We start from the raw sequence: 12,623 nt of genomic DNA on the forward strand, positions 1-12,623 counted from the left end.
CAAACGGCTTGATCCAGACAGGTCAAACCGGCACTCTACTGGCATGAGCAGGGACACGCCGCCAAATCCGGCCTATCCGCAAGGGCTGACAGGCATACTTGACCAAATGAACGCGCGCCGCGCGCCGTTGGGCTTTGCCCCCGGCGAAGCGTTGCCGCCATTGGATTGCGATCTGGACAAGCTCGCGGCGACCACGGTTGAGGTGCCGCCAAGCAGCACCAAAAAACGTTCGGATCATGCGCGCAAAAGCTGGGAAATTGCCAATGAATTGAAGGGCCAGAACGCGCTTCTTCATCTCAATGGCCTGCTGATTGCGCATCTTCGCAAACGCAGCCAGCCGGCCCATACCGCAGACCTGTTTCAACGGCTTTGGGCCGAACATTCCGATCTGCTTTTGCAGAAGATGGATTTGCGCTGGAAGGTGTCCAGCCTGACAACCTTTGGCGATCACGGTAAAGCGGTTGCCCAACGCAGTGCCGGTCTGGGCTTTTCCACACTGTTCGGCACCATGAAGCTTTATGAAAGCGAACGACTGTTTTCAGGCCGCGATCCGGATCGTCCGTTCACGCTGGATGGTCGGTCGCAAGCGCCACTGCCGCTGGACATGAACGCGTTTTCGCTGACCGATGGCGGGTTGGACGTCAATATGCTGGGTCGGCTATGGGAAGAGGCAGAGACAGACGACGTGATCCGCCCGCTGGCCCATGACATGCTGCAACGCGTGATCGACGACCCGGGTACCGTGTTTCGCCGCCTGCACAGACTGCGCGCGCGCAAGCTGCGTCGGACGAAGGAAGAGCCTGTTCCGGTTCCGGAAAAGAACGGTGTCGTTTTGCCCGTTCCAAAACACGTCATAAACCGGGCTTCTCCCTCGGCCAGCTGGGGTCTTGTCTGCACGACAAATGCACCGCTTTTGGACGTGGCCCGCTTTGTTGCGCATCACCTCGATATCGGGGCCACGCATATCTACCTGTATCTGGACCAACCGGATGCCGACATCGTCGGCCTTTTGGCAAACAACCCGATGGTCAGTGTGACCGTCTGCGATGCCGCATATTGGCAATCGTTTGGCAAAGAGCGCCCTGACGCGCATCAATTGCGTCAGGCGTTCAATGCGACCCGTGCCCTGCGCAATGCCGACGGTGTGGTGGATTGGCTTGGCCATATCGACACCGATGAGTTTATCCTGTCATCGACACGGTTTGCGACTGCATTGAACACGGTTCCGCAAGACAGCGCCGCCGTGCGCGTCAGCCCTGCCGAAGCATTGGCCGTTCGTGTTCCGGGCGATATGCCCACACATTTCAAATTGAAAACAACCGCAGCCCGGGTCGCGGACAGCGCGATCTCTGACATTTATCCCACCTTTGGCAGCTACGTGCGCGGTGGTTTTCTAAGCCACCTGGCGGGCAAGGTGTTTGCTCGCCCCGGATTGGGCGATGTGCGTCTGGCGATCCATCGACTCCGCCAGAAAGGTCAGGATATCCTGAACACATTCGACCTAGAGGACGTCTATATCGGCCATCTACACGCGCCGGACTGGGACACATTCGCGGCCAAGCTTGAATTTCGCCAGTCGAAAGGATCGTACCGGATCAAACAGGACGATGCCGCCAAATCGGTTGGACGCTTGCTGGATTATCTGCAAGACGAAGAAGGCCAGGATGGGCTGCGCATGTTTTTTGACGAAATGTGCCTTGATACCTCAGAGCTGCGCGCGCGTCTTAAACGCCACGATTTGCTGCTGGCCCCGCCGTTTGATCCCGATGCCGCACTCGAACGGGTGTTTGGCATCCGCGTTGGCGGGTAAGCCAAGCGGTCAAAACCGGCCCAAAAGCCGGTTTTTGTTGCGAAATCACCACCAAAACCGCGCGAACCCAGGCACATCCGCACAGGTAAGCTGCCTTGCGTTGACCCCCAAGCAGAACAACGATACACAGCACATCAAGATCACAACTGTGAAAAATGCAGGGCCAAACGGGCCAGATCTCATCAGACGCACGGGCGCAGCTAGTCCGTGAATAACGGATACACATGACAAAATTCTCTGAGTTGAACCTCAACCCGAAAGTCCTGAAAGCTGTTGAAGAGGCTGGCTACGACACGCCGACCCCTATTCAGGCAGGTGCAATTCCCCCTGCTTTGGAAGGTCGCGATGTGCTTGGTATTGCGCAGACCGGCACGGGGAAAACCGCAAGCTTTACGCTGCCGATGATTACATTGCTGGCGCGTGGCCGCGCCCGCGCCCGGATGCCCCGCAGTCTGGTTCTATGCCCGACGCGCGAATTGGCGGCACAGGTGGCGGAAAACTTCGATATCTACGCCAAGAACGTCAAACTGACCAAAGCGCTCCTGATCGGCGGCGTCAGCTTTAAGGAACAGGATGCGCTGATTGACAAGGGCGTGGACGTTCTGATTGCCACTCCGGGGCGTTTGCTGGATCATTTCGAACGCGGCAAACTGCTTTTGACCGGTGTTCAGGTGATGGTTGTCGACGAAGCCGACCGCATGCTGGACATGGGATTCATTCCCGACATCGAACGCATTTTCAGCCTTACACCGTTCACCCGCCAGACGCTATTTTTCTCGGCCACCATGGCCCCCGAGATCGAGCGGATCACCAACACCTTCCTGTCGGCCCCCGCCCGCGTCGAAGTCGCGCGTCAGGCCAGCGCGTCTGAGACGATTGAACAAGGCGTAGTCATGTTCAAGGCCTCCCGCCGCGACCGGGAAGGCACCGAAAAACGCAAGCTTCTGCGCATGATGATTGACGGCGAAGGCGACAAATGCACCAACGCCATCGTGTTCTGCAACCGCAAGACGGATGTGGATATCGTGGCCAAATCGCTCAAGAAATATGGCTATGATGCGGCCCCGATCCATGGTGATCTGGATCAGTCGCAGCGCACCAAAACACTTGACGGGTTTCGCGAAGGCGACCTGCGGTTCCTGATCGCATCGGATGTCGCGGCACGCGGGCTGGATGTGCCCGCGGTCAGTCACGTTTTCAATTACGACGTGCCCAGCCATGCCGAAGACTATGTCCACCGCATCGGTCGTACCGGCCGCGCCGGACGTGATGGCAAGGCGATGATGATTTGCAGCCCGAAGGACGAAAAGAACTTCGACGCCATCGAGCGGCTGTTGCAAAAGGACATCCCGCGGATCGACAATCCCCTGGCACAGGCACAACCTGCATCCAAGGACGACACGTCCGACGATAACAAAGACAGCAAGCCGCGCCGATCCCGTGGCGGGCGCGGACGCAGCAAAGCCGCAGAGGCCCAAACACCCGAGACACCTGCAGCCAAAGATCAGGACGCACCTGTCGAGGCACAGGCCGAAAAGCAAAAGCAGCCCCAGTCGGACAAGCAGTCCCAGTCCGACAAGCAAACACAGTCTGACAAATCACGTGGCGGCAATCGCAACCGTCGCAATGATCGTGGCGGTCGCGATAACACTGTTGTTGGGATGGGCGATCACATGCCGTCCTTCATCGCCAAAAGCTTTGACGAACGCCGCGCCGGGTAAGGCCGCTTTACCCTGATTTGAATTGCCACCTGACCGCGCCCCGCCCTTACAGCGGGCGCATCAGATCCTTGCAGATGGCAGGCAGTTTGGTGAAATCATCGAACGCGACATCATGCGGAATGTTGTCTTGTGATGTGACCCGGATGCCTTCGGTGAAAAACGCGAATGCCACCCCGGCCCGCTGCGCCGTTTCGGCATCAACATCGCTGTCACCGACATAAACACCCTGAGTTGCCGCCAATCGGTCAAAAACATACCGCAAGGGTGCCGGATCGGGTTTTCGCGATCCGAGCGTATCCCCGGCCACGGTCACGTCAAAAAACCCATCCAACGCCACCGCCTTCAGAACCGCTTTCATCGGTGCGGTTGGCTTGTTGGTGCATAAGCCCAAGACATAGCCATCCTCCCGCAGCGCCTGAAGCACCTCATGAACATGCGGGAACACCTCGGTCCGGTCCGTTGCGTTTACATAAAGCGCCATGAACCGCGCCATCAGGCTGTCATACTGTGCAGCGGACAGATCGGTTGCCGCGATCAACCGGTCCATAAAGACCCGCACGCCACAGCCGACAAAGCCCGCAACCTGCGATTTGTCCAGCGCCGGCAATCCGTGATCGGCCAATAAGCTGTTGGCCGAAAACGTGATATCCGGAAGGCTGTCGATCAGCGTTCCGTCAAGGTCAAAGACAATCGCCTTCATCAGGCCAACCGCGAAATCACGACCGACACTTCCGGTTTTTTCCCGATCTCGTTTTGCGTCGTCTGGCGGGCAACACGGCGCAGACCGTCTTCCAGCTTGTCATCATCCGTGACGGTTTTCACGCCCGCCCGGCCCATGAACTGCGACAGGTCTTCCTCCAACGCGTCCACCAAAGACGCATTGTTGCGGCCCATCTCGGGCAAACCCATGACCTCGCACCACGGCTCGCCCAGCATCTCGTCATCTTCGTCCAGGATCACCGTCACAATCACATGCCCGTTCAGCGCCATGCGAATACGGTCACGCACAACCCCATCCAACGCGCCGATTTTCACCGACCCATCCAGATAGGTCCGCCCGGTTTCGACATATTCGGCCACAGTCGGTGAATTGCCGCTCAGATCCATCATCATGCCATTGACCGCCAGAACACCTGTGCGCCCAGCTTGCCCGGCCAATTTCACATGTTCGCGCAGATGCCGGTGTTCGCCATGCATCGGAATCACAACCTGCGGGTTCATCAGGCGATGCATCTCAAGGATATCGGGCCGGTTCGCGTGCCCTGATACATGATACAGCCCCGAGCTGTCATCAATGACATCTACACCCTGCTCTGAAAACTGGTTCATGATGCGGATCACGCCTCGTTCATTGCCCGGGATGGTCTTTGACGAAAACAGGAACGTGTCGCCGTCTTTCAACGTGATTCCGTTATATTTGCCTCGGGCCAGCTGCGCCGAAGCCGCCCGGCGTTCGCCCTGGCTTCCGGTGACGATCAACATCACATTCTCGCGCGGGATTTGCGTGGCCTCTTCCGGGCTGATCACGGTTGGAAATCCGGACAAGACACCGGTCTTGATCGACGCTTCGATCATGCGCCGCATTGCACGGCCCAAAAGGCACACCGATCGTCCGGCCCTCTCCCCGGCTTCGGCCAGCGTTTTCACGCGCGCGACATTCGACGCAAAGGTCGTGGCAACCACCATGCCCGATGCATCGCGCACAAGCGTTTCAATCTCGGGCCCGACGCTGGCTTCTGACCGACCGGCATGTTGGGAAAACACATTGGTCGAATCGCAGACCAGCGCCTTGATCCCCGGTGTCGCAATATCGCGCCACAGCGCACGGTCGAATGCTTCACCGACAACCGGCGTCTCGTCGATCTTGAAATCGCCCGTATGCACCACCCGCCCCTGCGGCGTGTCGATCACCAGACCCGAACTTTCCGGGATAGAATGCGAGATCGGCACAAAGCCCACCTTGAACGGCCCCGCCTCAACCGTCTCGGGCCAAGGCGACACGGTGCGCACCGTGTCTGCGGAATGGCCGTGATCCTCCATCTTGAGCCGCGCGATATGGGCAGTGAACGCGCGGGCATACACCGGCGCGCCCAGCTCTTCCCAGAAATGCCCAACCGCGCCGACATGGTCTTCATGGGCATGGGTGATAAACACCGCATCAAGCCGATTTCGACGCTCTTTCAGCCAGCTGATATCGGGCAGGATCAAATCAACGCCGGGGGTCCCGTCCATATCGGGAAAGGTGACCCCCAGATCCACCAGGATCAGACGCTCTTTGCCGGGTTTGCCATAGCCATAGACATAGGCGTTCATGCCAATTTCGCCGGCCCCACCCAAGGGCAGGTAGATGATGCGTTCACCGCTCATGATTTATCCGTTTTCTTTGTTGTATCTGTGGATGACCGTCAGCCCATGCATGGTCAGGTCATCTTCAATTGTGTCAAATAGCATCTCCCCCTGCGCGAACAAGGGTGCCAGCCCGCCAGTGCCGATGACGGTCATCGGTTTGCCGTATTCCGTTCTGATCCGCGTCGTGATCCCCTGGATCAGACCGATATAGCCCCAAAACACACCCGATTGGATACAGGCCACCGTATTGGTGCCGATCACCTTGTCAGGTTGCGAAATATCCACATGCGGCAACGCCGCAGCCCCCTGGTGCAATGCTTCGAGTGACAGGTTCACCCCCGGCGCAATCACGCCCCCCACATAGGCCCCGTCTTTGGCCACCACATCAAAATTGGTCGCGGTTCCAAAATCCACCACAACCACATCTCCGCCATGCCGATCAAAGGCCCCCGCGGCATTGGCAAGACGATCCGGCCCCACACCGGCCCCCGCATCGACCCGCGGCGGATGCGGCAACAGGCACTCGGGCTTGCCCACCACCAGAGGCCGCAATCCGAAAAACCGATCCGAAAACACCCGCAGGTTCCATACGACACGCGGCACTGTCGACGAGATAATCACATCCGAGATATCCGCCTCGATCCCGTAATGTTTGATCAGCGTTGAAAACCAGGTGAAATAGGCATCCGCCGTCCGGCCGTGATGGGTTGACGTGCGCAGCGTGCATAAAAACACATCACCATCCCAAATTGAAAACACGGTGTTGGTGTTGCCGCAATCAATACACAGAAGCATGTCGCTCGCCCCGTCTCAAAAGAAAATATCCGCCGCCGCAATCGCCTGGCGGCCCTGATCCGTGCTCAGCACGATGCGGCCCTCAGGGTCAATCGTCTCGAACCGGCCGGTCACAGACCTGTCTGCCATCCGGGCCGTCACAGTCTCGCCCAAGCGGGCCGCACGGTTTAACCAATCGGCGCGCACAGGGGCAAACCCATAGGTCTGGAACTGCAGCTCGTGCCGGGCATAGGCGATGGCCAGATGATCCAGCAACACCTCCTGGCCCACTTCGACCCCCAGGACCGACAGAACAGACACTGGCGGCACGGCATGCGCCTCCAGATCGTCCAGCGCCGGGGCCGCCACCAGATTCACACCGATGCCGATGGCCAGATGGTCACCCAGACTTTCCAAAAGTATACCCGCCACCTTGCCACCGGCCAGCAGCACATCATTCGGCCATTTCAGCGCCAATGCATCGACACGCCCCGACACAGCAACCAGCGCATCAAACAGCGCCAGTGCGGCTACGAAACTGCGCAACGCCCGCGTTTCCGGCTTATCCGACACCGGCATCACCAAAGTCGCGGAAAAATTACCCACCGGATTGACCCAGGCACGCCCCCGGCGCCCGCGCGCAGCGGTCTGTGTTTCCGCCAGAATCCATTTCGGCCCGGCCAAACCCGGTGCCTGCCGCGCCGCCTCCAGCATGGTGCTGTCCACCTCAGACAAAACCTGACGCGCATATCCCTCCGGCCACACACTCATGCGATACCCGGCCTTCTTTGGGCAATAAATACCTCCGCCGGAGGCACCGCGACCCGCGCAGGCGGGGCGCAAAAAACAAAGCGACGCGCCAATGGCGCGTCACATATGTTACCGCTATCTGCGGGCTTATTCGACAAGGGTTGCCGCTGCGGCTGCCGCAACGCTTTCGATACCGAAAAGGTTCACAACCCCCACAACCATAATCACCGCGCTGGCCATCAACATGCCGTACAGAACCGGCGACCTGCCACCATCAAGCGCGTCATCCCGCTCTTCGCCAAAATACATGTAGAACACGATCCGCAGATAGTAGAACGCCCCGATCACCGACGCGATCACACCGGCAATGGCAAGCCAGGCCAGCCCGGCATCATACGCTGCCCGCAACACATACAGCTTGCCGAAAAATCCGACCAGCGGCGGCACACCCGCAAGGCTGAAGAGCAGCACCAGCATCGCCAATGCCTTGCCCGGTTCACGCTTGGAATACATGTTCAACGACGCGATGTTCGACACTGGCTGCCCGTCCCGCTCCATCGACAGGATAAAGGCAAAGGTGCCGACATTCATCGTCACGTAAATCGCCATATAGATCAGCATCGCCTGCACACCCAAAACTGTGCCGGCCGCCAGCCCCATCAGCGCATATCCCATATGGGCGATAGACGAAAACGCCATCAGACGTTTGATGTCGGTCTGACCGATGGCCGCAATCGCGCCAAGGAACATCGACAGAACGGACAGCAGCGCGATGACCTGAGACCAATCGCTGACCGCACCACCAAAGGCGTCATGCATCACGCGCGCGAACAACGCCATCGCGGCCACCTTTGGCGCTGTGGCAAAGAAGGCTGTGACCGGCGTCGGAGAGCCTTCATAGACATCCGGTGTCCACATATGGAACGGCACTGCGGACACTTTGAACGCCAGACCCGAAATCAGGAACACCAGACCGAACAGAAGCCCCAGCGACAGATCGCCATGGACCGCCGTCTGGATGATGCCCGAAAACAGCGTTGTGCCGGAATACCCATAGACCAAAGACGCCCCGTAAAGCAGCATGCCAGAGGACAGCGCGCCGAGCACAAAATACTTCAGACCCGCCTCTGTCGATTTCAGGCTGTCGCGGCGCAGAGACGCCACAACATACAGTGCCAGCGATTGCAGCTCCAACCCCATGTAAAGCGCCATCAGGTCACCGGCTGACACCATCATCATCATGCCAACCGTCGCCAGCGCGATCAGCAACGGGTATTCGAACCGCAGCAGCCCCTTGCGCGTCATATATCCTTCGGACATGAGCAGCACAGACGCCGCAGACACAAGGATCACCACCTTGGCAAAGCGGGCAAACCCGTCATCGACAAACATGCCGTTAAAGGCAATATTCGTGCCCGCCCCGTTCAGTCCGATCCAGACCGCAATGGCCAGAAACAGCGCCGATGTGACCCAGACCAACAACGACGCCGCACCATCCTTGATGGTGTAGACCGCGCCCAGCAGCGCCAGCATCGCGTAAACGGCCAGAACGATCTCTGGCAGGATGACCATCAGATCTGCAGTCAGCATATCCGTGCCCCTCATTGGTTAACAGCGACTTGCGTGGCCGTTGCGGCCTCCGCAAGAGCTGTCTGGTAATTGGAAACAAGCGCCTCGACCGACGGCCCGATCGTATCAAGGATCGGGGCCGGATAGACGCCAAAGAGGATCGTCGCAATGACAAGCGGCGCAAAAATTGCCCGCTCGCGACGGCTCATATCGGTGATGGTCTTGAGGCTTTCCTTGATCAAATCGCCCAGAACCACACGCCGGTACAGCCACAGCGCATAAGCCGCCGACAGGATCACGCCCGAGGTCGCAAACACCGCCACCCATGTGTTCACCTGGAAGACACCCACAAGCGTCAGAAATTCCCCGATGAACCCGGACGTGCCCGGCAGACCGACATTGGCCATGGTGAACAGCATGAAAATCAGCGCATAGGCCGGCATCCGGTTCACAAGACCGCCATAGGCGTCAATGTCGCGGGTGTGCATCCGGTCGTAAATCACGCCAACGCATAGGAACAGCGCGCCCGAGATAAAGCCGTGGCTGATCATCTGGAAGATCGCGCCGTCAATCCCCTGCTGGTTGCCCGCAAAGATACCCATCGTGACATAGCCCATATGGGCGACCGACGAATAGGCGATGAGCTTTTTCATATCCTCCTGCACCAGCGCGACCAGCGAGGTGTAGACAATGGCAATCACCGACATCCACAAGATCAACGGCGTCAGCACCTCTGCGCCCACAGGGAACATCGGCAAGCTGAACCGCAGGAAGCCGTAGCCGCCCATCTTGAGTAGGATCGCCGCCAGAACCACGGACCCGGCTGTCGGAGCCTGAACGTGCGCGTCAGGCAGCCAGGTGTGCACCGGCCACATCGGCATCTTGACGGCAAAACTGGCAAAGAACGCGATGAACAGCAGCGTTTGCAATCCGCCAACGATCTGAACGCCAAGGATGCTGAACGTCTCGGACCCGAACTGGTGCAGCATGAGCTGTTCAATATCCGTGGTCCCGGCATCCGAGAACATGCCGACCATCGCCACCAGCATCAGAACCGAACCAAGGAAGGTATACAGGAAGAACTTGAACGACGCGTAAATACGGTTCGCCCCGCCCCAGATGCCGATGATCAGGAACATCGGGATCAGACCAGCCTCGAAGAACAGGTAGAACAGGACCAGATCCAGCGCCATGAACACGCCAAGCATCAGCGTTTCCAGCAGCAGGAAGGCAATCATGTATTCCTTGACGCGGTGCTTTACGTCCCAGGACGCCGCAATGACCAGCGGCATCATGAACGTGGTCAGCATCACGAACAAAACAGAGATCCCGTCGACCCCCATCTTGTACTGCATCCCCAAAAGCCATTCACCCTCTTCCACCATCTGGAAGCCGGTATTGGACGGGTCGAACTGGAACAAGATAAACAACGAAATCAGGAACGTCGCGCTGGTGGCAATAAGCGACAGCCACTTGGCGTTTTTGTTTGCCGCCTCGTCGTCTCCACGCAGGAAAACCAAGAGGATCACCGCTGCCAGCATGGGCAGGAACGTGACGATGGACAGAAGGTTATCCATTATTCAATCCCTCCGCCGATAGACATCCATGTGATCAGCGCGGCGATGCCGATCACCATGAAAAAGGCGTATGTAAAGATGTAGCCGGACTGCGCCCGGCCTGCGAGACGGGTCAACATCGGGATGAATCCCATCGCGATCGCATTCAGCGATCCGTCGATGGCATTGCCGTCTCCGCGCTTCCAAAGAAGGCGGCCCAGCATGCTGGCGGGTTTGACAAAGATGAAATCGTAGATCTCGTCAAAATACCATTTGTTCAGCAAGAACAGGTACAGCGGGCGCTGGTTCTCGGCCAGCCGCTTGGGCAGCGACGTGTCGCGGATGTAGAACAGGTAGGCGGTGCCAAGCCCCAGAAGCATCGCAATGAACGGGCTGAGTTTCACCCAAGTCGGCACATAATGCGCCTCATGCAGGATGGTGTTTTCCGGCGCCATATAGATCGCGGACTCGCCCGGCGCATTCTCCATCACATAATGCAGCTCTGACGCGTTCGGACTGCGCTCTGCCACTTGCTCGACAAGCTCTGCAGTGGGTTCGCCATAGCTGCCGCCAAAGAATGTGACGACCTCGTTGACCTTGCCAAAGAAGCTGCCGTACCAGATCGCCCCGGCAAAGACCGCACCGATCGCCAGAACACCCAGCGGGATCAGCATGACCTTTGGACTTTCATGCGCGTGCTCATGCGTATGCTTGTCGCCGCGCGGTTTGCCGTAGAACGTCATGAACATCAGACGCCAGCTGTAGAAGCTGGTGAACAGCGCCGCGATGACCAGCATCCAGAAGGCATAGCCGCCCATCGTAGCCGCATAAGCGGATTCGATCACCGCATCCTTGGAGGCGAACCCGGCAAAGCCGATCCAGCCGGTGAGCGGGATACCCACACCCGTAATCGCCAGCGTGCCGATCATCATCGCCCAGAACGTATAGGGGATTTTCTTGCGCAGGCCGCCGTAGTTGCGCATGTCCTGCTCGTGATGCATTGCGTGGATGACCGACCCCGCGCCAAGAAACAGCATCGCCTTGAAGAACGCGTGTGTGAACAGGTGGAACATCGCCACAGGGTAGACACCGACGCCCGCCGCCACGAACATATAGCCCAGCTGCGAACAGGTCGAATAGGCGATGACGCGTTTGATGTCGTTCTGCACAAGGCCGACGGTTGCGGCAAAAAAAGCGGTTGTGGCCCCGATGAAGGTGACAAAGGCCATCGCTTCGGGTGCGAACTCCATGATTGGCGACATGCGGCAGACAAGGAACACGCCCGCCGTGACCATCGTGGCCGCGTGGATCAGCGCCGATACCGGTGTCGGTCCTTCCATCGCGTCGGGCAGCCATGTGTGCAGGAACAATTGCGCCGATTTTCCCATCGCGCCGATGAACAGCAGGAACGCGATCAGGTTCGCCGCGTTCCAGTCTGTCCACAGGAAGGTCAGCTGCGTTTCCGCAAGTGTCGGCGCATAGGCGAAGATGTCGTCAAAGCGGACAGAGTCGACGATGAAATAGAGCGCGAAGATGCCCAGCAGGAAGCCGAAATCGCCGACACGGTTCACCACAAACGCTTTGATGGCCGCCGCGTTGGCGCTTGGCTTGCGGTAGTAGAACCCGATGAGAAGATAGGATGCAACGCCCACGCCTTCCCATCCAAAGAACATCTGGATCAGGTTGTCAGCCGTCACGAGCATCAGCATCGCGAAGGTGAAGAACGACAGGTATGCAAAGAAGCGCGGCTTGTAGCTTTCGCCCTCTTTCCACTGCGGATCGCCCTCCATGTAGCCAAAGCTGTAAAGATGGACCAACGCCGAAACCGTGGTGACAACAATCAACATGATCGCTGTCAAACGGTCCAGCCGGATCGCCCACTCGGTGCTGAATGTACCGGATTCAATCCAGCGCAGGATATTGATCGTTTCAGTCACACCGTCATGGGTCAGGAACACGATCCAGGACAAAACGCACGAGAAAAACAACAACCCGGTGGCGACCCATTGCGCAGCGGTTTCGCCGATGAATTTCCAGCCAAAGCCGCACAGCAGCGCACCGACGAGGGGCGAAAAGAGGATAAGCGTTTCCATG

General features: G+C 58.4%; 9 protein-coding genes. 2 read left to right on the forward strand and 7 right to left on the reverse strand.

Annotated elements, in window-relative coordinates:
* Positions 1-43 precede the first annotated feature (43 nt).
* Both ACG74X_RS08100 and ACG74X_RS08105 read left to right on the forward strand, forming a co-directional pair.
* The gene (locus ACG74X_RS08100; protein WP_411233867.1) at positions 44-1,810 is read left to right on the forward strand and encodes a glycosyltransferase family 2 protein; all 1,767 of its coding nucleotides are present in this window, start codon (positions 44-46) and stop codon (positions 1,808-1,810) included.
* 224 nt (positions 1,811-2,034) lie between these two features.
* Positions 2,035-3,531 (forward strand): DEAD/DEAH box helicase, encoded by a 1,497-nt coding sequence (locus ACG74X_RS08105; RefSeq protein WP_411233869.1) that lies wholly within the window; start codon positions 2,035-2,037, stop codon positions 3,529-3,531.
* Between the two features lie 46 nt (positions 3,532-3,577).
* Here the strand turns inward: ACG74X_RS08105 and gph are convergent, their stop codons facing one another.
* The 7 genes from gph to nuoL all read right to left on the reverse strand — a co-directional run bounded on the left by gph (position 3,578) and on the right by nuoL (position 12,622).
* Positions 3,578-4,231 (reverse strand): phosphoglycolate phosphatase, encoded by a 654-nt coding sequence (gene gph / locus ACG74X_RS08110; protein ID WP_411233871.1) that lies wholly within the window; start codon positions 4,229-4,231, stop codon positions 3,578-3,580.
* A complete protein-coding gene (locus tag ACG74X_RS08115; protein ID WP_411233873.1) occupies positions 4,231-5,898 on the reverse strand; it encodes a ribonuclease J in 1,668 nt (555 codons plus the stop codon). Before ACG74X_RS08115 ends, gph begins: the two co-directional genes overlap by 1 nt.
* Positions 5,899-5,901: 3 nt before the next feature.
* Positions 5,902-6,675 carry a type III pantothenate kinase gene (locus tag ACG74X_RS08120; RefSeq protein ID WP_411233875.1) on the reverse strand — a complete coding sequence of 258 codons (774 nt, stop codon included), beginning with the start codon at positions 6,673-6,675 and terminating at the stop codon, positions 5,902-5,904.
* A gap of 15 nt (positions 6,676-6,690) precedes the next feature.
* Positions 6,691-7,425, reverse strand: coding sequence for a biotin--[acetyl-CoA-carboxylase] ligase (locus tag ACG74X_RS08125; RefSeq protein WP_411233876.1), 735 nt, complete (start codon positions 7,423-7,425; stop codon positions 6,691-6,693).
* A gap of 126 nt (positions 7,426-7,551) precedes the next feature.
* Positions 7,552-8,994 (reverse strand): NADH-quinone oxidoreductase subunit NuoN, encoded by a 1,443-nt coding sequence (gene nuoN / locus ACG74X_RS08130; protein ID WP_411233877.1) that lies wholly within the window; start codon positions 8,992-8,994, stop codon positions 7,552-7,554.
* A gap of 11 nt (positions 8,995-9,005) precedes the next feature.
* Complete coding sequence (locus ACG74X_RS08135) at positions 9,006-10,550, reverse strand: NADH-quinone oxidoreductase subunit M (protein WP_411233878.1); 1,545 nt, start codon at positions 10,548-10,550, stop codon at positions 9,006-9,008.
* On the reverse strand, positions 10,550-12,622 hold the full coding sequence (gene nuoL / locus ACG74X_RS08140) for an NADH-quinone oxidoreductase subunit L (RefSeq protein WP_411233880.1): 2,073 nt from the start codon (positions 12,620-12,622) through the stop codon (positions 10,550-10,552). Before nuoL ends, ACG74X_RS08135 begins: the two co-directional genes overlap by 1 nt.
* Between the last annotated feature and the right edge of the window lies 1 nt (position 12,623).

The sequence above is a fragment of the Marivita sp. S0852 genome, assembly GCF_046591575.1.
Lineage (GTDB): Bacteria > Pseudomonadota > Alphaproteobacteria > Rhodobacterales > Rhodobacteraceae > Marivita.

What these genes read in the sequence shown, in the direction of transcription:
- ACG74X_RS08100 (WP_411233867.1), top strand. Translation starts at nt 44, where the DNA reads ATGAGCAGGGACACGCCGCCAAATCCGGCCTATCCGCAAGGGCTGACA.
- ACG74X_RS08105 (WP_411233869.1), top strand. Translation starts at nt 2,035, where the DNA reads ATGACAAAATTCTCTGAGTTGAACCTCAACCCGAAAGTCCTGAAAGCT.
- gph (WP_411233871.1), bottom strand. Translation starts at nt 4,231, where the DNA reads ATGAAGGCGATTGTCTTTGACCTTGACGGAACGCTGATCGACAGCCTT.
- ACG74X_RS08115 (WP_411233873.1), bottom strand. Translation starts at nt 5,898, where the DNA reads ATGAGCGGTGAACGCATCATCTACCTGCCCTTGGGTGGGGCCGGCGAA.
- ACG74X_RS08120 (WP_411233875.1), bottom strand. Translation starts at nt 6,675, where the DNA reads ATGCTTCTGTGTATTGATTGCGGCAACACCAACACCGTGTTTTCAATT.
- ACG74X_RS08125 (WP_411233876.1), bottom strand. Translation starts at nt 7,425, where the DNA reads ATGAGTGTGTGGCCGGAGGGATATGCGCGTCAGGTTTTGTCTGAGGTG.
- nuoN (WP_411233877.1), bottom strand. Translation starts at nt 8,994, where the DNA reads ATGCTGACTGCAGATCTGATGGTCATCCTGCCAGAGATCGTTCTGGCC.
- ACG74X_RS08135 (WP_411233878.1), bottom strand. Translation starts at nt 10,550, where the DNA reads ATGGATAACCTTCTGTCCATCGTCACGTTCCTGCCCATGCTGGCAGCG.
- nuoL (WP_411233880.1), bottom strand. Translation starts at nt 12,622, where the DNA reads ATGGAAACGCTTATCCTCTTTTCGCCCCTCGTCGGTGCGCTGCTGTGC.